Annotated in this window: 23 protein-coding genes; 12 read left to right on the top strand and 11 right to left on the bottom strand. The window is 42.1% G+C overall.

Features of this window, described 5'->3' with window-relative positions:
• Positions 1–3 precede the first annotated feature (3 nt).
• The gene (gene priA, locus ACE1CI_RS20660; RefSeq protein WP_413266466.1) at positions 4–2,646 is read left to right on the top strand and encodes a primosomal protein N'; all 2,643 of its coding nucleotides are present in this window, start codon (positions 4–6) and stop codon (positions 2,644–2,646) included.
• Between the two features lie 309 nt (positions 2,647–2,955).
• Complete coding sequence (locus tag ACE1CI_RS20655) at positions 2,956–3,807, top strand: XDD3 family exosortase-dependent surface protein (protein ID WP_413266465.1); 852 nt, start codon at positions 2,956–2,958, stop codon at positions 3,805–3,807.
• A gap of 268 nt (positions 3,808–4,075) precedes the next feature.
• Here ACE1CI_RS20655 and ACE1CI_RS20650 read toward each other — a convergent pair whose 3' ends face one another.
• The 4 genes from ACE1CI_RS20650 to ACE1CI_RS20635 form a co-directional block, all read right to left on the bottom strand.
• The gene (locus ACE1CI_RS20650) at positions 4,076–4,603 is read right to left on the bottom strand and encodes a hypothetical protein (protein WP_413262205.1); all 528 of its coding nucleotides are present in this window, start codon (positions 4,601–4,603) and stop codon (positions 4,076–4,078) included.
• A gap of 130 nt (positions 4,604–4,733) precedes the next feature.
• The gene (locus ACE1CI_RS20645) at positions 4,734–5,486 is read right to left on the bottom strand and encodes a tetratricopeptide repeat protein (RefSeq protein ID WP_413262204.1); all 753 of its coding nucleotides are present in this window, start codon (positions 5,484–5,486) and stop codon (positions 4,734–4,736) included.
• Between the two features lie 84 nt (positions 5,487–5,570).
• Entirely contained in the window at positions 5,571–6,254 is a 684-nt protein-coding gene (locus tag ACE1CI_RS20640) for a response regulator (RefSeq protein WP_413262203.1), read from the bottom strand.
• Positions 6,254–7,342, bottom strand: coding sequence for a sensor histidine kinase (locus tag ACE1CI_RS20635; RefSeq protein ID WP_413262202.1), 1,089 nt, complete (start codon positions 7,340–7,342; stop codon positions 6,254–6,256). Before ACE1CI_RS20635 ends, ACE1CI_RS20640 begins: the two co-directional genes overlap by 1 nt.
• Positions 7,343–7,661: 319 nt before the next feature.
• Between ACE1CI_RS20635 and kdpA the strand changes: the two genes are divergently transcribed.
• The 8 genes from kdpA (at position 7,662) to ACE1CI_RS20595 (ending at position 17,536) form a co-directional block, all read left to right on the top strand.
• Positions 7,662–9,347: a potassium-transporting ATPase subunit KdpA gene (kdpA, locus tag ACE1CI_RS20630; RefSeq protein ID WP_413262201.1), complete on the top strand. Its 1,686-nt coding sequence runs from the start codon at positions 7,662–7,664 to the stop codon at positions 9,345–9,347.
• 77 nt (positions 9,348–9,424) lie between these two features.
• Complete coding sequence (gene kdpB, locus ACE1CI_RS20625; RefSeq protein ID WP_413262200.1) at positions 9,425–11,518, top strand: potassium-transporting ATPase subunit KdpB; 2,094 nt, start codon at positions 9,425–9,427, stop codon at positions 11,516–11,518.
• Positions 11,519–11,535: 17 nt separating this feature from the next.
• Entirely contained in the window at positions 11,536–11,772 is a 237-nt protein-coding gene (kdpF, locus tag ACE1CI_RS20620) for a K(+)-transporting ATPase subunit F (protein WP_413262199.1), read from the top strand.
• Between the two features lies 1 nt (position 11,773).
• Positions 11,774–12,382, top strand: a complete 609-nt coding sequence (gene kdpC, locus ACE1CI_RS20615; protein WP_413262198.1) for a K(+)-transporting ATPase subunit C — start codon at positions 11,774–11,776, stop codon at positions 12,380–12,382.
• Positions 12,379–13,497 (top strand): sensor histidine kinase KdpD, encoded by a 1,119-nt coding sequence (locus ACE1CI_RS20610; RefSeq protein WP_413262197.1) that lies wholly within the window; start codon positions 12,379–12,381, stop codon positions 13,495–13,497. Before kdpC ends, ACE1CI_RS20610 begins: the two co-directional genes overlap by 4 nt.
• 185 nt (positions 13,498–13,682) lie before the next feature.
• Entirely contained in the window at positions 13,683–14,882 is a 1,200-nt protein-coding gene (locus ACE1CI_RS20605) for an anhydro-N-acetylmuramic acid kinase (protein ID WP_413262196.1), read from the top strand.
• A 35-nt stretch (positions 14,883–14,917) separates the two neighbouring features.
• Positions 14,918–15,361: a hypothetical protein gene (locus tag ACE1CI_RS20600; RefSeq protein ID WP_413262195.1), complete on the top strand. Its 444-nt coding sequence runs from the start codon at positions 14,918–14,920 to the stop codon at positions 15,359–15,361.
• 600 nt (positions 15,362–15,961) lie between these two features.
• Complete coding sequence (locus ACE1CI_RS20595) at positions 15,962–17,536, top strand: serine/threonine-protein kinase (RefSeq protein ID WP_413262194.1); 1,575 nt, start codon at positions 15,962–15,964, stop codon at positions 17,534–17,536.
• A gap of 359 nt (positions 17,537–17,895) precedes the next feature.
• On the opposite strand, the gene ACE1CI_RS20590 is transcribed toward ACE1CI_RS20595, so the two are convergent.
• The 5 genes from ACE1CI_RS20590 to ACE1CI_RS20570 form a co-directional block, all read right to left on the bottom strand.
• Positions 17,896–18,093: an NblA/ycf18 family protein gene (locus ACE1CI_RS20590; RefSeq protein ID WP_413262193.1), complete on the bottom strand. Its 198-nt coding sequence runs from the start codon at positions 18,091–18,093 to the stop codon at positions 17,896–17,898.
• A 428-nt stretch (positions 18,094–18,521) separates the two neighbouring features.
• Positions 18,522–19,262 carry a Stp1/IreP family PP2C-type Ser/Thr phosphatase gene (locus ACE1CI_RS20585; RefSeq protein ID WP_413262192.1) on the bottom strand — a complete coding sequence of 247 codons (741 nt, stop codon included), beginning with the start codon at positions 19,260–19,262 and terminating at the stop codon, positions 18,522–18,524.
• A 42-nt stretch (positions 19,263–19,304) separates the two neighbouring features.
• Positions 19,305–20,993: an ABC1 kinase family protein gene (locus ACE1CI_RS20580; RefSeq protein WP_413262206.1), complete on the bottom strand. Its 1,689-nt coding sequence runs from the start codon at positions 20,991–20,993 to the stop codon at positions 19,305–19,307.
• A gap of 311 nt (positions 20,994–21,304) precedes the next feature.
• Positions 21,305–21,643 (bottom strand): DUF6825 family protein, encoded by a 339-nt coding sequence (locus ACE1CI_RS20575; RefSeq protein ID WP_413262191.1) that lies wholly within the window; start codon positions 21,641–21,643, stop codon positions 21,305–21,307.
• 77 nt (positions 21,644–21,720) lie between these two features.
• Entirely contained in the window at positions 21,721–22,296 is a 576-nt protein-coding gene (locus ACE1CI_RS20570; protein WP_496615655.1) for a TetR family transcriptional regulator, read from the bottom strand.
• Between the two features lie 92 nt (positions 22,297–22,388).
• On the opposite strand from ACE1CI_RS20570, the gene ACE1CI_RS20565 reads away from it, so the two are divergent.
• Positions 22,389–22,949 (top strand): carboxymuconolactone decarboxylase family protein, encoded by a 561-nt coding sequence (locus tag ACE1CI_RS20565; protein ID WP_413262189.1) that lies wholly within the window; start codon positions 22,389–22,391, stop codon positions 22,947–22,949.
• Between the two features lie 90 nt (positions 22,950–23,039).
• On the opposite strand, the gene ACE1CI_RS20560 is transcribed toward ACE1CI_RS20565, so the two are convergent.
• Complete coding sequence (locus ACE1CI_RS20560; protein ID WP_496615654.1) at positions 23,040–24,674, bottom strand: protein kinase domain-containing protein; 1,635 nt, start codon at positions 24,672–24,674, stop codon at positions 23,040–23,042.
• Between the two features lie 180 nt (positions 24,675–24,854).
• Between ACE1CI_RS20560 and ACE1CI_RS20555 the strand changes: the two genes are divergently transcribed.
• Positions 24,855–26,624 (top strand): iron uptake porin, encoded by a 1,770-nt coding sequence (locus tag ACE1CI_RS20555; protein WP_413262187.1) that lies wholly within the window; start codon positions 24,855–24,857, stop codon positions 26,622–26,624.
• Here the strand turns inward: ACE1CI_RS20555 and ACE1CI_RS20550 are convergent.
• Positions 26,621–26,743 carry a hypothetical protein gene (locus tag ACE1CI_RS20550; protein ID WP_413262186.1) on the bottom strand — a complete coding sequence of 41 codons (123 nt, stop codon included), beginning with the start codon at positions 26,741–26,743 and terminating at the stop codon, positions 26,621–26,623. The two genes, ACE1CI_RS20555 and ACE1CI_RS20550, sit on opposite strands and share 4 nt — an antisense overlap.
• Positions 26,744–26,771: the final 28 nt, after the last annotated feature.

Raw genomic sequence — 26,771 nt, 5'->3', positions numbered from 1 at the left:
AGTATGTCTAGTTCCCGGAAGCAGTTTTCCCCGACATTAGCCTCCCCAAAAGCAACTTATGAAACTACCATGCCGAAAAATAGATGGGTAGAGGTATTGGTAGATTCTCCAGCAACGCAGGAAGAGTCACAAAATCAAAAGTTGTATACATACAGATTGCCAGGGGATTTAGAAGTAAAACCTGGGGATATTTTGAGCGTGCCATTCGGGGCGCAGGTGTTGGGCGCGATCGCCATTCGGTTACTCGAACACCCACCAGCTAATTTAGCAATCGAGAAAATACGGGATGTTGAAGAAGTTGTCACCTCCGGGTTTTTCCCTACTAACTACTGGGAATTACTGAAAAAGGTTTCTACGTATTATTACACACCCCTGATGCAAGTAGTGCGGGCAGCCCTACCTCCGGGATTACTGACGCGATCGCAAAGACGCATCCGCCTGAAACCCGAAGCGATTCCCCCTGGTGCGACAAGCTTCCTCAACCTTTCGGCGCGACAAATTCTAGAGCTATTGCAAAATGCCAAAACCGGAGATTACACTTGGCAGTATCTTCAGTCCAAAGTCAGAGGCGGAAAACAAGGACTGCGAGAATTACTCAAACGAGGTTGGGTAGAAAGTTATTTAGAAACACCCAGACACGCCCAACCAAAACAAAAACAAGCTGTTACCCTAATAGCAGAGATTGACCAAATCGATCTCACACCCCGGCAAGTGGAAATTTTGAGCATATTGCAGCGTCAGGGTGGAGAATTGTGGCTCAATGAATTATTGCAGCTTTGTAAAGCCAGCGCCACAACCCTGAAAGCATTGGAACAAAAGGGCTATATTACAATTCAGTATCGGGAAATATTGCGATCGCTCCCTGAACCAGAACAAGCACCCGACAGAGCAAAAGTGTTAACCGTTGAACAAGCAGCAGCTTTGGAGACGATCAACAACTTACAAGGATTCGCCCAAGTCTTATTACATGGCGTGACAGGTTCCGGGAAAACAGAGGTATACTTGCAAGCGATCGCCCCAATTTTAGAACAAGGAAAATCCGCCTTAGTTTTAGTTCCAGAAATCGGATTAACGCCACAACTAACCGATCGATTTCGCGCCCGTTTCGGAAGCAAAGTTTGCGTTTATCACAGCGCCCTTTCCGAAGGCGAACGTTACGACACCTGGCGACAAATGTTAGCAGGCGAACCTCAAGTAGTCATCGGTACTCGTTCTGCCGTCTTCGCCCCCCTACCCAAACTAGGTTTGATCGTCCTCGACGAAGAACACGACAGCAGCTTCAAACAAACCTCCAGAACACCAACCTATCACGCCCGCAACGTCGCCTTATGGCGTGCAGAACTAATCGACTGTCCCATTATCTTAGGTTCTGCAACTCCCTCGTTGGAAACTTGGATCGAAGTCAGGGGAGCAGAGGGGCAGAGGGGCAGAGGGGCAGAGGGGCAGAGGGGCAGAGGGGCAGAGGAGAATAATTCGATAACTGGTTCCATCCCCCTATCTCCCCACCCCCCCACTTCTTCCCAGTCCCCAGTCCCTAGTCCCCATTCCCCCAAATATTACCTTTCCCTTTCCGAACGCATCCAATCTCGACCATTACCACCTGTGGAAGTTGTGGATATGCGTCAAGAGTTGCGCGAGGGGAATAAGTCTATTTTTAGTCGATCGCTCCAAGAAGCTTTAGAACAATTACAAGAGCAACGTAAACAGGGAATTTTATTCATTCACCGTCGAGGACACAGCACCTTTGTCTCCTGTCGCAGTTGTGGATATGTCATAGAATGTCCTAATTGCGATGTATCTTTGTCCTATCATCACATAGAAGAAAGAGCACCAGAAATTTTACGCTGTCATTACTGCAATTTCATCCGTTCTCATCCCGAAAATTGCCCAGAATGTAGTTCTCCCTATTTAAAATTCTTTGGTAGCGGAACGCAAAAAGTCGCAGAAGAATTAAGAAAGTTATATCCTGAATTGCGAATTATTCGTTTTGACAGTGACACCACTCGCACTAAGGGATCGCATCGAACTTTATTAACACAATTTGCCAATGGTGAAGCTGACTTATTAGTGGGAACTCAAATGCTCACCAAAGGTTTAGATATTTCCCAAGTTACTTTAGTGGGAATAGTCGCCGCTGATGGTTTATTGCATTTATCCGATTATCGAGCTACAGAAAGAACATTTCAAACCTTAACCCAAGTAGCAGGTCGCGCAGGTCGAGGCGACGATCCCGGTCGAGTAATTCTGCAAACTTACACCCCCGAACATTCGGTAATTCAAGCTGTTAAAAACCATGATTTTCAGTCATTTATTCAGACAGAATTACCCCAAAGAGCCGAATTAAATTATCCTCCTTATGGGCGGTTAATTCTCATTCAATTAAACAGTATGAATTCCGTAGAAGTTCAAGAAGCAGCCCAAATGTTAGCAGGTTGGTTGCGTCCCCCAGGAAATAATAATAGCTATGAAATTTTGGGGCCTGCACCCGCTAGTATTATGCGAATAGCTAATCGATTTTATTGGCAAATTCTCCTCAAATTACCAGCAAATAGAATTGTAGAATTGCCTAATTTTAACGACTTGCGCGAGTTATGCCCAAAATCAGTTAGTTTGACGATCGACGTTGACCCGATAAATATGATTTGATTGGCGATTAAAGACCCAGAAGAAGAAGACGCAACCACGCAACTACCGAAAGACAGAGATATTAGTTCTCTTTCTTCCCCTTTTCCCTGGAGTCAGCCTGCTCCCCTAAAGTTTATTTTTTTTTAATTATTACTGACTTGCTAAAAACCCCGATTTTTGCTGGCAGAGTACAGGCAAATAAGTTGCAATTCTGGCAGCAAAAGATTTATTTTACCCTTAATATAAAAAAAGTCAATCTGTCTTTAGCAAGTTGTCAATGGGAAAAGTAAATTTATATATCTAGCTAAATAAAAAAATTAGGACAAATAAATGAACTCTCGCGTTGCCTCAACCTTACTTAAAACGTTCGTTGCCAGTATTGGTATTATTTCCTTCACCGGACAAGCAGCAAACGCCGGAGTTTTAACGAATGGAACAATAATCAATACATTTATAGAATGTCTTAATGATGGAATTGCTCTTGAAGTTGGCAGCAGTCCAGCCCAGAATGGTTGGTATTATGCTACAGACTCTAGTAATGATGGTTCTGGTGGCCCAGTATATGAAATCTACGGCATGGGGATTAAGGAAACTGAGTCTAGCATTATGGTGGCGCTAAGAGCCAATATGCCCTTAAGGGGAAATAATACCAGCGGCGCTGCTGACAGAAATATTGGATGGGGCGATATGTTCTTCAATTTTTCCGGGTTAAACTTTATGGATGCGATGAATCAGGGTCAGCTGTTTGGTGTTCGTTTTGCTGGGACTAATGATTCTGGAGTTTCGCAAGTTGGGTTATACAGTGGTGTTATTGCCAAAAGTGTTACAGCAGAAAATTCAGGTTACGCTAGCATCAACGCTTATAACAACAGCATGGGTTCCAGGGTTGGTTTAGGTGATTTAGCTCCTAATACTAATTATTTTGACAAAACTAAGAGTTTAAACGCGATCGCAGCTGGAACTTTCTTAAGCGGAATTAACTTTCTTAATAATACTCAATTGACTGCGGCTGGGTTTAATTTAAGTAAGTTTGGTGGTAGTCAAACAATAGCGTTCTCCATCGATAAGTTTAGTCTTCCGGGCGCATCTGTACCAGAACCTTCAGCAATTTTTGGTTTAGCAGCTATTGGCGCATTTGTTTTTGCTAGCAAGTTAGGTCAACAGCGTGCGATCGGCTCATAAACTCTACAATAAATTTTGTCCGATCGATTCGGTGTTTGTTGTAGCGACTTTAGTCGTACTAAGTAGGTGCAAATAAATAAAGTGAAAATAGTTATCTATCAATGGGGCGGGCAAGATGCCCACCCCACAAGATTTTCAGCTTTTTTGTGGGGTGGGCATCTTGCCCGCCCTTGTTTTACTTTATTTAGATCTACCTACTTATACCTAAATCAAATGACTAAAGTCATTACAACAAACCCAGTTAATTACGAGTGATTACTCGACATAATTAAGCGGGACAAACAGAAGCATTTGTTCCGTTTGGTTTTACTTGTTGATAAGTTAGGCTAAATCGTCCAACTTTACCCGGAGTTGCACTAGTTACTAGTAAGTTATAAGTGCCAGTTGTCGGTAATTTTGTGGTGATGACTGCATCGATCGCATTTTCCTGTTTAGGTTGTCGATCGACGATCTGACCATTAGGAGCATAGAGAATCAGCGCCGGATTAATTAATAATGGATTGACCTGTGAAATATTGCTAGGTCTTTGAGTTGGATTACCTGCAACTAAACTAATCCGAATTAGTCGATCTTTTTGCCCATTCAACAAGTACTTTTGAAACCGTCTGCCCTGAAATTGATAATCACTTGATGAGATTCTACCTTGAATAGTTTTGTCACATGGTAAGCGGGTAGAATTGGAAATTTTCGCCGGAGATGGAAGTTGACTTTGGGCAATTAGAACTTGAGTGTTATTAGTTTGTTTCGGAATTAAGGCTTGAGCAAAACCATCAGGAAAGAAAAGCGGATTACTCAAGATTGTTAAACAAAAACCCAAAAGACAACAACCCAGATATACGCTTAATTTGGCAAGGTAACTTCTTTGCAACTTTTCTGCCACCTCTTAATTTTCCCGGTCAGTTTCTTAGAGTCAACTTATCAATTTTTTAAGCAACGCCTGTGGGACTACTCCACAAACGTTGGATCATGCGATCGATCTCCTCTGCTGCTTCTTCTTTTCCTTGGGACTTAAACAAATCTCTGGCTTTTTTAAAGGCTTCGATCGCTCCTTCTTTTTGACCCGAACGATTCATAATTAAACCTAAGTTAGCGTAAGCTTCAGCAAAGTCTGGCTGAATGCGAATCGTTTCTTCCCACTGTTTAATAGCTGCTACTACATTTCCTTGCTGGGCTAGGACGTTGCCTAAATTGTAATGGGCTTTGGCGTAGTTGGGATTAATTTTAATTGCTGCTTTATACTCTTTTTCGGCACCGATATAATCTTCTTGTTGTACTAGCATATTGCCCAGGTTATAATGAGCTTCTGCCATCTTTGGTTGAATAGTTAGGGCTTTTCGATAAGCTGCCATCGCTTCAGAATCTTTACCTTGAGTTGCTAAAGCTACTCCCATATTCAAATGCGCTGCTGCTAACTGGGGATTCAAATTTAGGGCTTTTTGGTATTGAGCGATCGCTTCTGACAATTTCCCTTGCTGTTGCAAAGAAATCCCCTGTTCGTAGTAATCTTGAGCTTGTTCTTTATTTTGTGAAACTTGAGCAACTACACTCTCAATTGTTGACCCATTTGTTCCCTGTTTGAGCAAACTTGATTCGGATAACGCTGGTGCAGGATTACTTAAAGTGATGCCAGTAACAGCAGCAGTCAACAGATTGATGAAAAAATAAGTGTTTTTAATCATTGACATAAACTGGAAAGTGTGTATTAGGAGCGTTAGCTGCTTTTTGCAGATTAAGACTTATGATATCGTCATCGAAAAGAAAAGCTAGTGATTTGGCAAAAGTTCTGCGGCGACTAAATCTTTCTGAATCGCTAAAACTGCGGCTTGAGTGCGATCGCGGACTTCTAATTTTTGTAAAATTGCATGAACATGGACTCTGACTGTGCCAATTGTAATGTAGAGTAGTTCAGCAATTTCCTGGTTACTTTTTCCTGCTGCTATCAACGCCAAAATTTCCTGTTCCCGACGAGTCAGGGGATTGGTTAAAACTTCTGTTGATTTAGCATCAGTTGGAGGATTTGCAGCAAAGGCGGCACGAATTTCGGCTGTAACGGTTTGATCCCACCAAGAAGCACCTGCGGCGACAGAACGCAGCGCTAAAATTAAAACTTCTGCTTCAATTCCTTTGAGACAATATCCTTGAGCACCTGCGGCAATTAAGCGTTCGATTAAAGGTTTTTGGGAATGGGAAGTTAAAACTAAAATCGGCAATTGCGAGTGTTGTTCTTTGATGCGACGACAAGCTTCCACACCCCCAATTCCCGGTAATCCCACATCTAAGAGTACGACATCTAAGGGATATTGATTTGCTAATTCTACAGCCGTTTCACCGTCAGTTGCTTCTGCTACTATTTCTATTCCTGGTTCCTGTTGCAAGCGCATATACAAACCCAGGCGAAATAATTCATCATCCTCGACTAAAAGTATCCGCAAAGGTGCAGCTTTCATTACGAATTCTCAGAAATTGCTGGAGAAGTTGAGAGTCGAAAACCAAACAAAGCGCCAGAAGGAGAAAGGTTTTCTGCCCAAATTGTACCGCCATGTGCGGCAATAATTTGCCGACTTAGATATAAGCCTAACCCAGAACCTTGACTTTGGCGATCGCTACTTCCTTGGTAAAATCGCTCAAACAAGTGAACAAGTTCATCCATTGGTATTCCTTGTCCACTATCTAAAATTTTCACGACTTGTTGATGGGAATCACTTTCTAAAATCACGTTTATTTTCCCGCCACGAGGAGAATGATTAATGGCATTAACTAATAGATTAGTAAATACTCGCTGTAATTGTAAAGCATCTCCATTTACCCACAAGTTTTGGCGAAAATTTGATGCACCATAATTAAGTGTAATATGCACGCGCCGCGAAGCCGCTAATTCTGTCAAAGTAGCGATTACTTCTTCAACTAACGATCCCAAATTGACTGTTGCTAGTTGCAGTTTTAACCCTTCAGAATCGTAGTGATAAATATCTAAGAGAGTTTGGACTAATTGCAGCGTTGATTGATGAGAACGGATCATCATTTCTAAGACTTTACGTTGAGCAAAACTACATTCGCCAAATTGCCCCCTTTGAAAAGATTTAATTGTTTCAATTGCCCCCAAAAGGGGAGTTTTTAAATCATGAGTCAGCGTAGAAACAAAATCTTCTCGCATACTAGCTAGTCGTTCTTGGTAACGTAATTTTGCTTGCTGATTAGCAATAGCTTCTTCATAATGACGAATGCGATCGCTCAACCACCCCGTTACCAAAAGTGCCAATACTGCAATTAATCGATTTGCCACTGTTGGTAGAGAAAAATCGTAGTCAGGAATGAATAAATTTACCAATGTTAATGCCGAAGCTGCTAAAGTTACTTGTAAATTTGCTTTTCTTCCTAAACGGTAATTAGTTAATAAAATTGGCCCTGTATAAAGGTAGCCAAATACATATTCCGAGGGTGTGGCATATTCTAAGGCGATGACGATCGCAAATGCGATCGCAATCATCACCCAAGTATTTCTGCGATCGTTCTTAGTAAAAACAGCTGCTTTCATCGTTCTATAGGTAAATTGTAGGGTGCGTTAGTAACGCACCATTCCCAATATTTAGCACCTTTCCCAAGCTCATTATTATATTAACTTAAAACCTCCAACAAAATTTCACCTATACTTCCAGATATAGATCCGTTTATAACTCCAAATATAGGTAAAAACTGTAAGCTATTTAAAAATATATAGACGCAAAATATATAAACCATAATAACCACACCCAAACAAATTTATATCACCGATCTGATGTAACCAATCCCCAAATAAACCAAAATGATTGTATAAATTCACCTTAGCTAAGTTAACTACATTTTGGTAAATATTTATGTGGCAAGGATTTGTACAAATTGCATTAACTCTCGTCATTATAATCATCATTACCCCCTTTTTTGGACGCTACATGGCGCAAGTATATTTAGGCAAAAAAACCTTTTTAGAACCTATAACCTCCCCAGTAGAAAAACTAATTTATAACCTCAGTGGCATCGCTTACCCAACAGAAATGACAGGTTGGCAATATATAAAAGCCCTACTTTATAGCAACCTGTTCATGGGGATTTTCGTTTACTTAATCTTCCTGTTACAAGGAGTGTTGCCCCTAAATCCTACAAACTTAAGCGCACCTAGTTGGGATTTAGCATTGCATACAACAATCTCATTTCTAACTAACACAGACCAACAGCATTATTCCGGCGAAACAACCTTAACATACCTCAGCCAGACAGTGGCTATTACTTTTTTAATGTTCACTTCTGCGGCAACAGGATTAGCAGTTGGGATTGCCTTTGTTCGTGGATTAACAGGCAGACCATTAGGCAACTTTTACGTTGATTTAATTAAATCGATCGCTCGAATTTTACTACCCATTTCTTTAGTAGGGGCATTGCTATTACTCATTTTAGGTGTACCAGAAACCTTAGCAGGGCCAGCTACAGCTACTACTTTAGAAGGTAACATTCAAGTAATAGCCAGAGGGCCAGTAGCCCACTTTGAAATTATTAAACAATTAGGAGAAAATGGCGGCGGATTTTTTGGCATTAACTCTGCCCATCCCTTTGAAAATCCTAATACTTTAACTAATTTAATAGAAATCATAGCCATGCTGAGTATTCCCGCAGCGTTGATTTACACTTACGGGATATTCGCTAATAACACAAAACAAGCTTGGTTACTGTTTTGGATGGTATTTGCTATCTTTGTTTTCCTAATTGGAATTAGCGCCATTGGTGAATATCAAGGCAACCCCTTAGTGAATACCCTTTTAGGTGGACAACAACCAAATTTAGAAGGAAAAGAAGTGAGATTTGGTTGGGTAGAAACCGCACTTTGGGCAATAGCAACCACAGGAACTATGTGTGGGGCAGTTAACGGAATGCACGATTCTTTAATGCCTCCTGGTGGTTTTTCCACTCTGTTCAATTTGTTTTTACAAATCATTTGGGGAGGTCAAGGAACGGGTACAGCTTACCTTTTTGTTTTCCTGATTTTATCTGTATTTGTCACCGGGTTAATGGTCGGACGCACACCAGAGTTTTTAGGGAGAAAAATTGAGAAACGAGAAATTGTGTTAGCTAGTGTTATTCTCCTAATTCACCCGATTTTAGTGTTAATTCCCAGTGCAATTACTTTAGCTTTCCCCACTACTTTAGCTGGAATTAGTAATCCTGGTTTTCACGGCATTTCTCAAGTAGTTTATGAATATGCTTCAGCAACAGCTAATAACGGTTCTGGTTTTGAAGGCTTAGGAGACAATACTTTGTGGTGGAATTTGAGTGCTATTGTCAGCCTTTTAGGAGGACGTTACATTCCAATTATTGCGCTTTTGTTATTAGCAGATAACATGAAAAACAAACAACCAGTACCAGAAACTACGGGTACTTTAAGAACTGACACAGTTTTATTTACTAGTGTGACAGCTGGCGTAATTTTGATTTTAGGTGCTTTAACATTCTTTCCAATTTTAGCACTGGGTCCGATCGCAGAAGGTTTCCAACTAGCTAAAGGAATTTAGATCCCCTTAGATCCCCGACTTCTTGAAGAAGTCGGGGATCTGGAATCGCATTACAAATAAAAAAGGACTTTTAACCAATGGCAAAAACTACTTCTAAACCCAGACGTACACCCCAAGGCAGAAGAGACTCGCGCCGCCACACACCAAAAGTAGATACTAAAGGGATTTATCAAAGGGCAATTCGCGATTCTTTTGTTAAACTTGACCCTCGCGTACAAGTAAGAAATCCGGTGATGTTTGTAGTTTGGATTGGAACAATTATCACCGCTTTATTAACGATTAATCCTTATTTGTTTGGCAATGTACCTGGGGAAAACTTGCGGTTTTTCAATGGTTTAATTACGGTAATTTTGTTTTTCACATTAGTCTTTGCCAACTTCGCAGAAGCAGTTGCCGAAGGCAGAGGAAAAGCTCAAGCCGATGCCCTACGTTCTACCAAATCAGATACAGTTGCGAAAAAACTTTCTCCTGATGGCAAAGTTCAAGAAGTAAGTTCTACTACTTTGCGTCGAGGCGATATTGTTAAAGTAATTGCTGGTGATATTATTCCCGCTGATGGAGAAGTCATTTCCGGTGTTGCTTCTGTAGATGAATCAGCAATTACCGGAGAATCTGCACCAGTTTTAAAAGAACCTGGTTCTGATATTGCTAGTTCTGTTACAGGCGGCACAAAAATTATTTCCGATGAACTAACAATTAGAGTAACAGCTGACCCTGGAAAAGGTTTTATTGATAGAATGATTGCCTTAGTAGAAGGCGCAGAACGTAGCAAAACACCAAATGAAATTGCTTTAACAGTTTTACTAGCAGTTTTAACTCAAGTATTTCTCATCGTCGTAGCAACCCTTCCTCCTGTTGCTAATTATGTAAAAAATCCGGTCAGCGTAGCGATTTTAATTGCCCTTTTAGTAGCATTAATTCCGACTACAATTGGCGGTTTGTTGAGTGCGATCGGGATTGCTGGAATGGATAGAGTTGCCCAATTTAATGTAGTTGCCACTTCGGGAAGGGCGGTAGAAGCTTGCGGCGATGTTAATACTTTAGTATTAGATAAAACCGGAACAATTACTTTAGGAAATCGCTTGGCAGAAGAGTTTATTCCTGTTAATGATCATTCCGTACAAGATGTTGCTGGTGTCGCCTTAGCTGCTAGTATTTTTGATGAAACACCGGAAGGAAAATCAATAGTAAGATTAGCAGAAAAATTGGGTGCTAAAGTAGATTTCGATCGCACCCAAGCCGAAGGAATTGAATTCTCCGCCAAAACTCGTATGAGTGGTACAGATTTACCAGATGGTAGAGAAATCAGAAAGGGTGCGGTAGATGCAATTAAAGGATTTGTGCGTTCTCGTGGCGGCAAATTAGCAGCAGATTTAGACCAAGCTTATGAAAGAGTTTCTCGCCTCGGTGGTACACCTTTAGCTGTTTGTCAAAATGGCGATATTTACGGAATTATTTATCTCAAAGACATCATTAAACCCGGAATTCGGGAAAGATTTGAACAACTAAGACGCATGGGTGTTCGTACAGTTATGTTAACCGGAGATAACCGAATTACTGCTTCCGTAATTGCCCAAGAAGCGGGTGTCGATGACTTTATTGCCGAAGCAACTCCTGAAGACAAAATTGCTGTAATTCAAAGGGAACAAGCTGAGGGAAAATTAGTAGCAATGACGGGAGATGGTACTAATGATGCGCCAGCTTTAGCCCAAGCAAATGTCGGTTTAGCAATGAATTCTGGAACTCAAGCGGCGAAAGAAGCGGCGAATATGGTTGATTTAGATTCTGACCCTACAAAGTTAATTGATTTGGTGACAATTGGCAAACAATTATTAATTACTCGCGGGGCTTTAACCACTTTTTCTGTTGCTAATGATATCGCCAAATATTTCGCAATTCTGCCAGTAATTTTTGCAGCGGCGGGTTTACAAAGTCTGAATATTATGGGGTTAGCAAGTACTCAGTCTGCGGTATTATCGGCATTAATTTATAACGCTCTAATTATTCCAGTTTTAATTCCTTTAGCACTGAGGGGAGTAAAGTTTAGACCTTTGACTGCTAATCAACTTTTGCAACGTAATATTTTGCTTTATGGTGTGGGCGGAGTTGTTGCACCTTTTATCGCAATTAAAGTTATTGATGTTTTGATTTCTGTGGTGGGTTTAGCTTAAAAATAATAGAGGTAAAAATGATGAATTTACCAGCATTTATTGAGTTGGCACAGATACAGTTACGCAGAAGACCTTGGTCAAGTTTAATCTTTTTAGGAATGTGCTTGAACCTAATAATTGCTCCTGCTGTTTATGCGGCAGCTGGTGGGGAAATTGAGCGAAGTTCGGCTTGGGCGATCGGTCTATTAGGTTTATTAACTTTAGGTCTTTCTATTTATCTATTTGTTGTCATTTTTCAACCGGAGCGTTTTTAAAATGATTAGAGAAACTTTGCGAGCAATTCGTGTTACTTTGGTATTGTGGATCTTAACAGCTATCCTTTATCCAGCAGTTATGTTAATAGTAGGTTTATTACCACCTCTGCAATATCAAGCTAATGGTAGCATTATTAGTAATGCCCAAGGACAGGTGATTGGTTCAGCTTTGATTGGTCAACCTTTTACTTCAGAAAGATACTTTTGGAGTCGCCCTAGTACTACAAATTACAGTAGTTTTACCAAACAAGAATTTGAGCCAACGAAGCCAGAAAATATTACCCAAAGAACTGGTACTTCTGGTGCTAGTAATTTGGCTCCTAGTAATCCCGATTTAATTAAAAGAATTGAACCAAAAATCAATCGTTTGAAACAAATTGGGATTCCACCAACAGCAGATTTAGTTTATACTTCTGGCTCTAGTTTAGATCCTCATATTAGTGTAGAATCAGCTAAAGCTCAGATTGCTAGAGTGGCAAAAGTGCGATCGCTAAATCCCAACCAAGTAGAAATTTTAGTAACTAAAAATATCGACGGCAGATTTTTAGGCATTTTTGGAGAACCAGGAGTCAATGTATTAAAATTAAATCTGGCATTGGATAATTTATGATTCATTCCAGTGAGATTTTTTATCAATCTAATTCCCAGCGTCGGGGCAAACATAAAATATATATTGGTATGGCTCCCGGCGTTGGTAAAACTTACCGAATGTTAGAAGAAGCTCATCAAATAAAATCAGAAGGAATTGATGTTGTAATTGGATTATTAGAAACTCATGGGCGGGAAGAAACTGCGGAAAAAGCGATCGGTTTAGAAGTAGTTTCCGCCAAACAAATTATTCATAATGGCGTGACTTTAAAAGAAATGGATACAGATGCCATTATTGCTCGTCAGCCACAATTAGTCTTAGTTGATGAATTAGCTCATACCAATGTACCAGGCTCATTAAGAGAAAAAAGATATCAAGATGTAGAAATGATTTTAGCAGCCGGAATTAATGTTAATTCTACGCTTAATATTCAACATTTAGAAAGCCTTAATGACTTAGTTGCCAAAATTACTGGTATAGTTGTTAGGGAGCGAATTCCCGATCGCATTTTAGACGAAGCAGACGAAGTAGTAGTTATCGATGTCACCCCAGAAACCTTACAAGAAAGATTAAAAGAAGGCAAGATTTACGCCCCAGATAAAATTGAACAAGCTTTACATAATTTCTTTAAACGTCGTCACTTAGTCGCCTTAAGAGAATTAGCTTTAAGAGAAGTAGCCGATAACATCGAACAAGATGCCGTTACCGCCAGTCCAACTGATAGATATTGCAGCGTTCATGAACGAGTTCTAGTTTGCATTTCCACCTATCCTAACTCAATTCAATTATTACGAAGAGGCGCAAGAATCGCCACTCAATTACACGCCCGTCTTTATGCTTTATTTGTAACTCCACCAGACCGTTTTTTAACTAAAGAAGAAAGTATACATATAGAAACTTGTGAAAATATTTGTCGTCAATTTAATGGTATATTTTTACGAGTAACCAGCACAGATGTTGCTCAAGCGATCGCAGACACCGCCCACAAATATCTCATTACCCAAGTCGTCTTAGGACAATCACAAAAATCTCGTTGGGAACTATTCTGGCGCGGTTCCCTAGTGCAAAAATTAGTCAGATATCTCAAAGAAGTAGATTTGCACGTCATCGCTACCCAACAAACCAAATCTAAATAAGCCGTAAAAGGAATCTACCAAGTCTAGTTTAGTTCGCCCTTTCTTCTTCTTTCTTCGTGTCCTAAAACGCTATCGCGTTTCACTTCGCTATCGTCCCTTCGTGGTTCCCAAAAAAAATGTGGAATCAACCCGGATTTAGTGTTAATGTTCCATAATAATTAATTGGTTAACTTACTCATTACCAAATGACCAGAGTAATAGGTTTAATAAGTGGTACATCAGTAGATGGAATCGATGCCGCATTAGTAGAAATTTCCGGCACAGAACTTGACCTGAAAATTGAACTGTTGGCTGGGGAAACATACCCCTATCCGCCTGCATTAAGAGAAAAAATTTTAGCAGTTTGTGCTAACTCGGCTATTTCTATGGCAGAATTAGCTCAATTAGATGATACGATCGCCCAAGTCTTCGCCCAAGCCGCCCAAAACATTCAAACAAACCACCCAAAAGCCGAACTAATAGGCTCACACGGACAAACAGTATACCATCGCCCACCCAATATCCCCGGAAGCAGCACTAGTTTAGGATACAGTCTGCAATTAGGTCGGGGAGAAGTAATTGCTCAGTTAACTGGAATAAACACCATAAGTAACTTTCGCGTAGCAGACATCGCCTGTGGCGGACAAGGTGCGCCCTTAGTATCCCGCATCGATGCCTTCCTTTTGAGCCATCCCACCGAACATCGCTGCATACAAAACATCGGAGGGATTGGAAATGTAACCTATTTACCACCTCGCAGTCAAGAAAATTGGTTACAATCAGTCTGCGGTTGGGACACAGGCCCCGGAAACTCGCTTTTAGATTTAGCAGTGCAGTATTTAACAGCTGGGAGCAAAACCTACGACAAAAATGGTGAATGGGCGGCTAGTGGTACACCTTGTATTCCCTTAGTCAAACGCTGGCTAAAACAGCCATTTTTCCAAGAACCACCTCCTAAATCTACAGGTAGAGAATTGTTTGGCGTAGATTACTTGCAAAACTGTTTAGCAGATATTAAAGAATATGAACTAAGTTCGGGTGATTTTCTGGCAACCTTGACCGAACTTACCGTCGCCTCAATAGTACAGAGTTACCGCAACTTCTTGCCAAAAATGCCAGATAGAGTGTTAATTTGTGGTGGAGGTAGTCGAAATCATTACTTAAAGAAACGCTTGGAAACCAATTTAAACCAAAACTCAGAAACAAAAATCCCTGTTCTCACCACAGATGAAGTTGGTATGAGTGCAGACTATAAAGAAGCGATCGCATTCGCTGTATTAGCCTATTGGCGAAATCAGGGAATAGCTGGTAATCTTACGCAGGTGACAGGTGCCCAAAAAGAAGTAACTTTGGGGAATATTCACCTTGTTACCAATGGACTGCGTGTTAGCATAGAGTCCTTATAATCGAGCAGTGAGCAATCGTAGCAAGGGATAGAAGCGTGGCTCACACCTTTCTGTTAGAGTCTGGGCGCTGGACGTTACAAGGAAACTGGCTTGAACGTAACGGAATGCCTATTATTGTTAAAGGGAAAACCTTGGTAGCGTGGCGAGAAAACTGGTTCACGATGGTGACTCAGTTAATGTTTCCTGAGAGCGATCGGGAAAACATCACCTTTCAGTACCGGGGACGTTTAGATCTTGGGGAACGCCAGTATACATTCGTATTGCAGCATAATTTATTAGGGCGCGTCGAAGGTGAAGGCTGGATCGCCCCAGAATCGATCGTCCAACGATACTGGGTATTAGGCGATCGACAACGCCGCAGCGGTTTTGAAACCATGCACCAAATAACCGACAACCGATACTATATGTCCAGCAGCATTCTAGCTGGACATTACTTAACTAGTATGATGGAAGTCACATTAGAGCGTCAGCCAGAATAGAATTATTCTTGATAGTCAACAATTGTGATGATTTGGTCAAATCAAGAGAATTTTCCCTTTGATGTGAGGTTTAGTAACCAAAGCATCACCTATTTAACTCACGGATAGTTTGAAACTTAACAAAGCAAAGGTTAGATTTTGAAAAGGAGGTCAGCACTCTCCAACTTTTTTGGAGAACCAAGAAAATAGGTATTGTTTTATTGACTAGCCCGGTACCCATTTTGACCGTTAACTTCATCAATGATTCGGTATCCTATTTTCTAATATCTAGATAAATTAAGTGAATAGGCACCTTGCTACTAGCAGCTAGGGTAATTCCTTCTAGCCAATTTAGCCGGAAAAAGCCTACTTACAAGTACAGTTTATCCCTCTGTCTCATGGCGCTGACCCGTAAATGATGCCATCGCCAAAGGCAGGTATTTCATGAAAGTTAAGGGGAAGTAAGGCTACTATCTAGCGGGGTAAAAGGCATTTTTCTATCTGAGAAATCGAGGTAATTTCCCGATGTTATGAAGATAGAAGAACCAAAAAACAGTTCATACCCAACTGACCTGCTCTTATATTTCATTAACGCTCCTTTTTGAGCGGAGCTTTATCAAAATGACAGATCCAAAAGACCCAAATATTGGTCGCTTACTTGATGGTCGTTATCAGCTGATGGAGTTGATAGGGACAGGCGCTATGGGTCGGGTTTATCTGGCTAATGACACATTGTTGGGAGGAGTCCCCGTCGCCGTTAAATTCCTGTCATTAGGAATTCAAAATCAAAAACTGCGATTGCGCGAGCGATTTGAACAAGAAGCCCGAACCTGTGCCCTTTTAGGTCAAAAAAGTTTACATATTGTCCGCGTCACAGATTATGGCGTGGACGAAAACAGCACGCCATTTTACGTAATGGAATATCTACAGGGAGAAAGTCTTAGTGATGTAATTCGTGCTCAAGCCTTGCCTTTACCCAAATTCCTCAGCTTAGCGCGACAAATCTGCTTAGGATTACAATGTGCTCATAACGGCATCCCTGTTGAAGGACAAATCTGCTCAATTATTCACCGGGATATCAAACCCAGCAACATATTAGTAATCCAAGACCCCAGTCTAGGACAATTAGTAAAAATTCTCGACTTTGGCATTGCCAAACTACGTCAAGCCGATAGCGACCAAACTAATTATTATTTAGGAACTCTGGCTTACTCTTCCCCAGAACAAATGGAGGGTAAGGAACTAGACAACCGCTCAGATATTTACAGTCTCGGTGTCTTAATGTTTGAAATGCTCACCGGAAAAATGCCATTACAGGCAGAAACCCACTCTTTTGGAGGTTGGTATAAGGTTCATCACTTCCAGAAACCACGCTCTTTCGATTCCACCAATCCTAACTTAAAAGTGCCAAAAGCTCTAGAAAGTTTAATCATAAGTTGTTTGGCAAAAACACCCAACGAACGTCCTCAGTCAGTAGCACATATTCTGAAAACCTTAGAACCTTTAGAGCAGAAGTATAGTACAGGTAGGCAAATTGGTCAAGGTATTGGGAGAAAACTTTCGGAAATCTCCCAAGTACACCAAGCAAAAATGCTGAACATACCTTCGGCTTCACCAAAGGAAATGGAGCAGTTGGCGAGAATGCAAACTTGGCCTCCAGATAAGCCGCAAGCAGAAATTGTCTTCCCCAATACTTTGGGTAATGGTAAGCAGAAGTTAGCTACTCTCTGGGTAATGCTGAAGAAGTCGGACATTCAACAGCGTATGGTTTGCAAGCGTTATAACCAATTCTTGTTTTCCATGACTCCTCATCCGATGCTGCTGTGGATTACGGCACTTTACACTCGTGCGGCTGGTGCTAGGTGGTTACGTTGTTATTTGGATATGAAAACCCCTCAAGGTGAGGAGATTACTAAACTTTTGGGGGACACAGGTCGATATTTGGTGTTGTTATTTCCTTTGGAGGAGCCAAAACACTGTATTCATGTACTCAGCGTGAGTATTGCTCCTAGCCAATGCCAATTACTACAACAGTGGTCACAAACTAGCCAGGGGTTGATCTCGGCGGGCTCTCCAAAAATGAGTAAAGAGTTGCTTCATAATCAGTTTGAAAGGATTAAGCCGCAAATGTTGATGAAACTAGAATCTAGTTCTTCTTTAGGTCATCTGGATGACAAATTAGAGAGAAAAAGTTAAATTAACAGGTTTGCTGGCGGAAAATATGCCGATTTGGGGGAAAACTAGGCTTCCGTTCCCCCATAAAGTTTTTTATTGATAATTTAGTCAAATTAATTTGTTTTAGCCTCATGGCCTTGATGGGAAATTGGCATGAGTTCTGGTGACAAGCAAGGCCAATTATGGGAAAGAATTGATTGTGGAGCGCTCGCGTGAGTTGGAAAGTAGTTCAGTTAGTTTCTAGTAGTACTCAGAAGCTTTTTCACTAGTGAGTTCTTCTTTGAATTTTGGGTTAATCGTTTAGTTGACGCCCCATCATCCCCAGCTTCTTTCCCCAAGGAACAAAGCAAGAGAAGGAGGTCGCCGACTGCGACGATTCTCTATTCAAAATGTGGACTTGGTTCTAAGCCCCACTGGTGCTTGAGTAGATGTTTGTAGGTCGCTTCTCTGTAAATCATTTGCTCGTAGAGCTTCATCAGGAAGTCTTGTGCTTGTTCAAGGCTCATTTGTTGTACTTGGGTTTGGAAGGAACGAATATTGAATTGCTGTTCTAGAGAAAGTTCGATAGGTTGATTCATGACTAACTCCTAAGAAAGAGAATAAGTGTGCTGACTTTAGAAGTCTTTATCCCATACAGTTTGAGCAGATGCGGTAGATTGCTTTCTACCTTATATTACAGAATATAACAATAATTTGACAAATTGCTCATACTGCTGTGGATGTATACTTCTATAATCAAAAGGAGGATAAGCGTTTCCGGGCACTTCCTTAGCGCTTAATGGTATTTTTAGCAAGTACTTACAAGAAAAATTGCTCAGTATGAACAAAAACCCTGGGTAGAATTACTTATTTAGTTGAAAAAATTTTATTTGCTTTCCAGGCAGCTGAGACTGGAAAGGGCAACAGAAGCGGGATAGAAAGCCATCGATATGCTAAATCAACTGGATGTATATATTGCTTCATCCAGATCCGATCGCATAAAGCATTTCAATTTTTCTGGTTTTGCTTAAGATTCCTGACCCAGAGAATCTTCGATCGCCACAATCACCACAGTAATATTGTCTCTGCCGCCATTCTCTTTAGCTGCTTCTACCAGAGCAGTGGCAGCTTTGTCACATAAAGGATACTCTAAGAGCTTGGCAATGGCTGATTCTGAGACTTCTTCTGTGAGTCCGTCGCTGCATAAGAGTAGGCGATCGTCCTTTTGGACATCCAGGGTGTGAATTTCTACCTTAGCTAAATCTTCCCTGCCCAAACATTGGGATAACATATGTCGCCAAGGGTGAGTTTTCGCTTGTCTGGGGGTCAAATCTCCCGCTTTCATAGCTCTGGCGACCCAGGTATGGTCTTCGGTGATTTGCTTCAATTTTGAGGAACGCAGACGATAGAGGCGCGAATCACCTACATGAGCTACCCAAGGACACTGTTCTCGAAACACTAGTACCACTGCGGTCGTTCCCATATCTGACCGTTCTGGGTGTTTGCCTTGGTCGTCTAAAATTGCCTGATTTGCTTGATAGAACGCTGCTTCTAAAAGGCTTACCGAATCTTGCTCGGAATTCCAATGTTCATCCAGATAGGACTGGATAGCTTTAGTAGCAATCCAACTTGCCTCTTGACCACCCGCGTGTCCGCCCATCCCATCAGCGACGATAAAAAATCGTCCTTGTGGGTCGATGTAATAAGCATCTTGGTTTACCTGGCGTACCAGTCCGGGGTCAGAGACACCTTCAAAGCTACTTTTCATACCCTTGGTAATATACCAACAAAATGAGTAACAAAATCAAATTTAGAACATTCTTTCATAGCGGTCTAAGCGTCGTAGCAACCGAATTAAGGCTATGGACACTATCACTGCTACTACAGCAGCAACGATCGCTAGACCTACCTTATCATGAACAAATAAGATAGTGGCAGAAATAGTAAAAGCACTTATTATTAGTCCGTAAGTCGTACCCATTTGGGTGCCATTAATCCGACGCAAGATCCGGTCTGTTTCTGTGGAGCGGACGCGCACACGAATATCGCCTCGCTCTAGTTTCTCCAGTGTATCCTCAATTCGCAAAGGTAGACCAAGGGCGGTGCTGCTAACTTGTGCAGCTTGACGACCGAGTTCTCCTAATATGCTGTTTGTCGGATCGAAACCATTTCCTTCGCTCATAAGCTGCATTGTGAAAGGTTGAGCAACTTCCATAAAATTAAATTCGGGGTCTAAGCCTTTACCAACTCCTTCCAAGGTAGAAAAGGCTCGCATGACAAAGGTAAAGGTGGCGGGAAAACGAAAGGGCTGATCGTAGGCTATTTCGTATAGGTCATCTGCGATCGCATTTACCGACTGGTTTTCAAACGGCTTATCCATGAAGTTATCCAGCATATACTGGATCGATCGCCGTACTGGGCCCATGTCATCGGTAGGAGATAGAGCACCGAGTTTAACTAGGGAATTCATGACGCGATCGCCATCTTTAGAAGCAATGCCAAACAGCGTTTCCATCAACTGTTCCCGCACGTTGGTTTCTATTTTCCCCATCATGCCGAAGTCGTAGAAAATCAAAGCTCCATCAGCATTAACAGCGATGTTACCAGGGTGAGGATCGGCGTGGAAAAAGCCGTAATTGAGTAATTGTTGTAAATAAGCTTTTGCACCCAATTGAGCTAATATTTTCCGATCCAATCCTGCTGTTTCTATTGCTTCATAATGGCTTATTTTAATTCCCGGTAGATACTCCAGAGTTACCACTCTTGGTGAAGTATAACGCCAATAAACGCGAGGTACTTTTACCCAATCAGCATTGCGAAAGTTCCGCCGAAAAGTATCAGCATTGCGCCCTTCATTTAGGTAATCAATTTCAAGCCACAAAATGCGACAACACTCTTCATAAATCCCTAACCAATCTCGACCACGACCCCAATTAGGATGATTTTGAAAGTAACGAGTGATGCCTTTAAGAATTTCTAAATCGATCGTAAACAGCTTCACTAAACCCGGGCGCTGTACCTTCACTACTACCTCTTCGCCGGAGTGTAGTTGCGCTTTGTGTACTTGTCCCAAACTAGCTGCTGCTAAAGGAATCGGGTCAAAACTGCGGTAGAGTTCCGGGACTTTTTTGCCTAAATCCTGCTCGATAATTGCTTCTACTTGTCCATAACTAAAAGCGGGTACTTTATCTTGCAGTTTGCTGAGTTCTTCTACATATTCGCTGGGGAATAAATCAGCCCGAGTCGAGAACAATTGCCCAACTTTAATAAAAGTTGGCCCTAAATCGAGGAAAGTGTCTCGAATCCAGATGGCTTGTTTTTTTCGTCTGGCAGCTTTTTTGGCATCAGTCATTCCCCCTGGATAACTCCAGGGTTTACTGTCTAGCCATAATTCAAACATGAGGGTGAGAACGAAACCCCAAATGTCCAAGAAACGGCGTTGACGAGAGTAATTTTCTCGATTCCAACGGTAGGCTTTATCTTTGTACGGTTTTCCCATATTCCAAGACCTGCCTGATACCTTTGGGAGGGCAACTCCTTCGCCTGGGGAAAGTTTTTCTGATTGTGGGCGATCGCTATATCGCTTCGGCATGGGATGGTAAGGCAGGACAGATACTCGCGTTTACAGCTTTACTTAACTTAATAAATCAAGAAAAAATTTCCTTGACCTATGATTAACGTGCAGCCAGTTTAGCTGCCGTCTCTTCTCTATACTATACAGACTAAAGCGGTTAGCGGGAAAAGCTCAAAAGAGAGAAACTTCTCACCTTTCTAGTAAGATTACTGTATTCCCACAAGTCCTTTCCCACTTTAGACAGAACGATTGATGCGATATCGCTGCAATTCGGCGCGTAATTCGGCAACTTCGGCTCTGAGTTCATCAATCATCGCTTGCAGGTCTTGTTCTTTATTTGGTGCAGAACTATAGGGAGAAGTATAGCCACTAGTCCGCCCCTGCATGGACAATTCTTCTTCTCTTCTTGCCCTTTCTAAAACTTGTTCCGTAAATTGGCGCAAGTTTTCCCTTTGTTCGGCATCAAATTTGCCGACTTCGCTCATCAAGTTAGTCAGAGCGTACTCTAGTTGCTGGTTAAGGGTTTCGGCAACTGCTCTGCCCACGAAAAAAGCTTGAATCAGAGGATTACTCATGGAAAATTTCGCTCCTTGATAACCGACTGAATTATAACGCGCTCGGAGGAGGAGCGGGGACGCGAAGGCGTTTTCAATTAATCACCTACATTCGCATCAATTAAAACTGATAAAGCTGTTTGGGCAAAGGTTGCCCCTTCTGGTGATTGTTCGATCGTTGCCATTAAGCTTGCGCCACCGATCAGCAGCAAATACTGTCGCGAAAAAAAGTCTGGGTTTTTTACACCTGCCTCTGCTGCTAATCGCATGACGATCTGGCGAATGGACTCTCGTAAATCGATCGAAACCTGATGGGTTTTGTGGGAAGCATCAGCAATTTCCAGAACCGCATTGATGAAGGGGCAGCCGCGAAAGTTGGGACTTGCATACCATTCTCGCAGCACGTCGAAGGTAGATAATAACCGCTCTTTGGGTGTATTGCCGCGCTCGGATACTGCTGTTTCAAACCAATGTATCCATTGAGCAGCACGATACTTCATCACTTCTTCAATCAATAAATCTTTTGAGGGAAACCAGCGATAGAGCGTCCGTTTCGCCACCCCCGATTCTGCAATCACTTCGTTAATGCCCACATACTGAATGCCCTTTTTATAGAACAATTCCGACGCAGTTTCGAGAATTTGTTGTCGAGCTTGACTAGATTGGGTACTCATCTGGAGTAGACAAGTTTGTCTGTTTTACTCTACAATACCATTTTAATAGGTAGACAGAATGGTCTACTTAGTATTTTTGGAGGTAAATGTTAATGGACTTCCCGATTTACACGATCGATACCGCTCCTGAAGCGTCCAAAGCGGCGTTAGCTCAGGCGAAAGCAACATTTGGCTTTATTCCGAATCTAGAAGGCATTTTCGCCCAAGCGCCATCTCTCTTAAAAGGCTCGATGGCATTGTGGGACTTATTTGAAGCCACCAGTTTCACGCCCATTGAGCAGCAGGTGATTTACCTAACCGCAAATTATGAACACGAATGTCATTACTGCATGGCGGCTCATTCTGGTTTAGCTAAGATGATTGGCATGACGGCTGACGATATTCATGCACTACGGAATGGAATACCGTTGAGCGATCGCAAATTACAAGCATTGCGGCAATTCACCCAACGCATGATTCAAGCGCGAGGTTGGGTAGAAGATAGTGAGATCGAAGCATTTTTAAGAGCGGGTTATACCCAACAGCAAGTGCTGGAAGTCATCCTTGGCATTGCAATTAAGATCATGCACAATTACACGAATCATATTGCCAGAACGCCCCTGGACAAACCGTTTCAACCTTATGTTTGGTCAAAGCCTACGGTGAGAGTGTAGGTAGCATTCGAGCTAGTACAAGAAGGCTCCAGGGCACAAAGGAAGAAGGCTTTTAGTTCGACTTTAGCAGCAATCGTGTCAACAGCCTCTTCACAACTTCGTGTCTCCACCTTCCTGTGTTCCCTGTGTTCCCTGAGTTTCCTGTGTTTCCTGTGTTTCCTGTGTTTCCTGTGTCTCCGCCTCTTTGCGTCTTTGCGTCCCCGTTTCCTCAGTGGCGGGGATAGGGGGCATTATTTGGACGGCTGGAGATGGAGAAGGTTCGGTTTGCGATTGATTTTGATTATTTGTAGTTACGGAATTGGTAGTTGGTGTGGGTTGGGTTTGGGGTGGGGAATTTGTTTCTGGGGTGGTTGAGGTGTTGGAATTGGGAGAGGAGTTGGGATCGATCGTTGTTGCTTCTGGTGGGTTGGAGTTGGGGGTTTCTGTGGTGGTTTGGGGTGGGGGTGTGGTTTGGCGGTAGCTGCGTACAGGCTGCTCTTTGGGCTGTTCAGAACGGACTCGGCGGCGAGGGCGTTGTGGGGTAGGTTGTGCTTCGACTACAGGTGTTTGTTGTGTGTTTCTTGTAGTTGATGAATTTGAATTTCTTCGAGGTTGTGAGTTTTTAGGTTGAGGGTTTTCTGGGGTTGCTTCTGGTTCGGGGGTGGGTGTAATCGTAGGTTCTGCGGTGGGCCAATTTTGGGTGGGGGGGAAGGACTGTGGGCGCTGGATGATGGTTCCGCCATTGCTGAAGCGGAGGGCTAAACCGATTGTCATTCCGACTAAGGCGGCGATCGATGCGGTAATAGCTAATGATTTGAATTTGGGATTTTGGAAGATTGAGGGAAGGGCTACTTTTTGACGAACCGGGTTGCCGATCGCACTATCCGGCATTATAGTTTCGGTGACGCTATCTAGGGCCGGATCGTTTTCCGTTTCTGTGTCTGGCAGTAGGGATAACCAATTTTCTATGGTTGACGGGCGTTTGGCGGCTTCCATTTCCATCCCCCGCAAAATTGCTTGTTCTGTTTGGCGGTTAATGTTGGGGTTGAGTTGGCTAGGATTAGGAAGAGAAATGCGATCGCGCAATGCAGATGCTACTGGTGGTTGTCCTGTCAGCAAAAAATAAAGCGTCGCAGCTAAAGCATAAACATCTGTAGCTGGACTACGGCGAGCTTGTGGTAAATATTGTTCTATAGGTGCATATCCGGCTGACAATACGCCTGTATGAGTTTGGGTAACTCCAGGGGTAAATTCGCGGGCAATCCCAAAATCAATCAAGATTACTGTTTGAGTCCCTTCGCGCCGAATAATATTTTGGGGTTTGACATCTCGGTGCAGTAACCCGTTGTTGTGAACTACCTTTAAAGCTGAACCAATTTGACGGATGTAGTGGATCGCTTGTGCTTCTACCAAAGGCTTTCCGGGAGCAACTAATTCGGCTAGGGTCAAGCCTGGAATATAATCCATGACAATGAAAGACCGCCCATCTTCCTCAAAAAAGTCTAGCACTCGCACAATGTTGGGGTGCAGACATTTGGCAAGTCTTTGGGCTTCGGCAACAAATTGTTGCTCAAATCGCTCGAAATACCCTTCTCGGCGCAGTTCTTCGTTCAGGGTTTTGATGACAACTGTCTGTCCTAGATAGTTGTGGGTAGCTTTGTAGGTGATGCCAAATCCTCCCTGACCAATAGCGCCATCTAGGACGTACTTGCCATTTTGTAGGACTTTACCAGCAGTTATGTTCATGGAGCAACTGACGCAACTTCAAAGTATGCCAGCTTTCCATCATAAGCTACTCTTTGGCATTTGCTCCCTCAGTATTATGCCAGTATCAGATAAAACAGTTTTTGGCTGAATTTTACTATTAGGTATATCTAGGTTTGTTAGTATCTTATGTTTTACTAGCTTTTTTTGGTGTGAGGAGAAATGAGTAAATTTTTGTGGCATTGGTTAGTTAGTCCCACGATTTTGGTTGCTAGCGGGTTAATGTCTTGGGGTGCCTTCGCCGCAGAGGTGGCAGACAATGGAAGAGATCGGCATGAAGAGGCGATCGTAGTTGCTCAAGTTTCTGATTCAGGAGACACCAGCCAAACTGCAACTAATTCTCTAGACTTTTCCGAAGTAGATCAAGTAACATCTGTTTCCCAATTGCGCGATGTTCAACCCACAGATTGGGCTTTTCAAGCATTACAATCTTTGGTGGAACGTTACGGTTGTATTGAAGGTTATCCCGATCGAACTTATCGTGGTAATCGAGCATTGACTCGTTATGAATTCGCCGCTGGATTAAATAGTTGCTTGGATCGAATTCAAGAATTAATTGCTACTTTACCTCAAGGTGTTAGTCGTGAAGATTTAGATCGTTTGCAAAGATTACAAGAAGAATTTGCTTCGGAATTAGCAACTTTGCGCGGTCGTGTAGATGCTTTAGAAGCCAGAGTTAATGAAGTAGAAGCAAATCAATTTTCAACTACTACTAAACTTCGGGGGTTTGTTGCTTTTAATGTTAGCACAGCTTCGATCGCTGGAGATAATGTCAAAGTTGAAGGTTTTAGTGGCCCTCCAGCTAACGCCATGCGCGATCCTGTGACTAATCGCCCAATGGTTAGAAGAGCAACTAGTCCCAATACTACCTTAAGTGGATTAGCATGGTTAACCTTGAATACTTCTTTTAATGGCAGAGATTCTTTAGTCACTAAATTAGTAACTGGAAATGGTGATTCACCAATCAACCAATTACTTTCTGCGGGTTTATATAACACTGCTGGTACACCATTTTTCGATCAAACTGCTGGTGTATTTCCCAATGAAGTTGTCCTTCAGGAATTGTACTATAGTTTTCCTGTCGCTAACAACCTACGAGTTACTTTTGGGCCGAGAATTAACTGGTATCTTCACTTTGATTTTAACCCTTTCACTCTGCCTACTACAGGTGCTAATAGTTTTAATGAAATTAATAGCACTACTCTTACTTCTACCAAGCGGGGTGGAGGTGCAATTGTCGAGTGGAATATCTCGAAAAACTTTGAATTTCGCACCGGATATTTAGTCGAAAATATTGAGTTTATTCCTGGTGTACGTCCTGCTGCCGATCCTAACAGAGGTTTGTTTAATGGTGCAGATACCATCACGGCTGAGTTGACTTTTAAACCTGCATCAACGGCTAATATTCGTCTACTTTATCAGCGTTCTAATTTAGCCAGAAACTTTCGCGGACAAATTTCTTTTCAGCCAATTTTAGGAGTAGCTGATGATGGTTTTGGTGGCAGAGTTCATGATGCTACTGCTGATACTTTTGGGATAAACTTTGATTGGTTAATTACCAAAGGTTTTGGTATTTTTGGACGTTATTACTATTCCAGTACCAACATCGATCCGATTAATCCAAGACTCCCTGATGGGAATATTAATGCCCAAAATATCCAAGCTGGTTTAGCTTTTCCTGACTTAGCGAAAAAAGGTGCTTTAGCAACTCTAACTTTTGTCATTCCCTTTGATGTTCTGGAAGGTCGGAGATTTTTAGTTGCTGGCGGTGGCAATGGCGGAACTCAATACGAAATTGGTGCAACTTACTTTTTTCCCCTGAGCACCAATATTAGCATTGTGCCTTCTTTATATGTGATTGGGAATATCAACAATTTCGATGATAACCCGACAGTTTTTGTTGGTAACTTACAAACCCAATTCCGCTTTTAAAGTCTCACTTCAAAATCGTCAGGACTTACGCAAAGCCTAATTCCTTCGGGTGCGTTAATGCTAATGTAACGCACCATTCTAATTCCTTCGGGTGCGTTAATGCTAATGTAACGCACCATTCCAACATATTTAGGGTTAGTGCATAAG

The organism is Floridaenema flaviceps BLCC-F50 (assembly GCF_041929275.2).
Classification (GTDB): Bacteria; Cyanobacteriota; Cyanobacteriia; order Cyanobacteriales; family Aerosakkonemataceae; genus Floridanema; species Floridanema flaviceps.
The sequence above is the reverse complement of the archived record's forward strand: the minus strand, read 5'-3'. Positions and strand labels throughout refer to the sequence as shown.

Excerpts from the sequence above, each read along its gene's own strand:
- priA (WP_413266466.1), top strand. The coding sequence starts at position 4 with ATGTCTAGTTCCCGGAAGCAGTTTTCCCCGACATTAGCCTCCCCAAAA.
- ACE1CI_RS20585 (WP_413262192.1), bottom strand. The coding sequence starts at position 19,262 with ATGAAAAGTAGCTTTGAAGGTGTCTCTGACCCCGGACTGGTACGCCAG.
- ACE1CI_RS20645 (WP_413262204.1), bottom strand. The coding sequence starts at position 5,486 with ATGATTAAAAACACTTATTTTTTCATCAATCTGTTGACTGCTGCTGTT.
- kdpC (WP_413262198.1), top strand. The coding sequence starts at position 11,774 with ATGATTAGAGAAACTTTGCGAGCAATTCGTGTTACTTTGGTATTGTGG.
- ACE1CI_RS20595 (WP_413262194.1), top strand. The coding sequence starts at position 15,962 with ATGACAGATCCAAAAGACCCAAATATTGGTCGCTTACTTGATGGTCGT.
- ACE1CI_RS20565 (WP_413262189.1), top strand. The coding sequence starts at position 22,389 with ATGGACTTCCCGATTTACACGATCGATACCGCTCCTGAAGCGTCCAAA.
- ACE1CI_RS20610 (WP_413262197.1), top strand. The coding sequence starts at position 12,379 with ATGATTCATTCCAGTGAGATTTTTTATCAATCTAATTCCCAGCGTCGG.
- kdpF (WP_413262199.1), top strand. The coding sequence starts at position 11,536 with ATGATGAATTTACCAGCATTTATTGAGTTGGCACAGATACAGTTACGC.
- kdpA (WP_413262201.1), top strand. The coding sequence starts at position 7,662 with ATGTGGCAAGGATTTGTACAAATTGCATTAACTCTCGTCATTATAATC.
- ACE1CI_RS20655 (WP_413266465.1), top strand. The coding sequence starts at position 2,956 with ATGAACTCTCGCGTTGCCTCAACCTTACTTAAAACGTTCGTTGCCAGT.
- ACE1CI_RS20640 (WP_413262203.1), bottom strand. The coding sequence starts at position 6,254 with ATGAAAGCTGCACCTTTGCGGATACTTTTAGTCGAGGATGATGAATTA.
- ACE1CI_RS20570 (WP_496615655.1), bottom strand. The coding sequence starts at position 22,296 with ATGAGTACCCAATCTAGTCAAGCTCGACAACAAATTCTCGAAACTGCG.
- ACE1CI_RS20560 (WP_496615654.1), bottom strand. The coding sequence starts at position 24,674 with ATGAACATAACTGCTGGTAAAGTCCTACAAAATGGCAAGTACGTCCTA.
- kdpB (WP_413262200.1), top strand. The coding sequence starts at position 9,425 with ATGGCAAAAACTACTTCTAAACCCAGACGTACACCCCAAGGCAGAAGA.
- ACE1CI_RS20575 (WP_413262191.1), bottom strand. The coding sequence starts at position 21,643 with ATGAGTAATCCTCTGATTCAAGCTTTTTTCGTGGGCAGAGCAGTTGCC.
- ACE1CI_RS20550 (WP_413262186.1), bottom strand. The coding sequence starts at position 26,743 with ATGGTGCGTTACATTAGCATTAACGCACCCGAAGGAATTAGAATGGTG.
- ACE1CI_RS20580 (WP_413262206.1), bottom strand. The coding sequence starts at position 20,993 with ATGGGAAAACCGTACAAAGATAAAGCCTACCGTTGGAATCGAGAAAAT.
- ACE1CI_RS20555 (WP_413262187.1), top strand. The coding sequence starts at position 24,855 with ATGAGTAAATTTTTGTGGCATTGGTTAGTTAGTCCCACGATTTTGGTT.
- ACE1CI_RS20635 (WP_413262202.1), bottom strand. The coding sequence starts at position 7,342 with ATGAAAGCAGCTGTTTTTACTAAGAACGATCGCAGAAATACTTGGGTG.
- ACE1CI_RS20605 (WP_413262196.1), top strand. The coding sequence starts at position 13,683 with ATGACCAGAGTAATAGGTTTAATAAGTGGTACATCAGTAGATGGAATC.
- ACE1CI_RS20590 (WP_413262193.1), bottom strand. The coding sequence starts at position 18,093 with ATGAATCAACCTATCGAACTTTCTCTAGAACAGCAATTCAATATTCGT.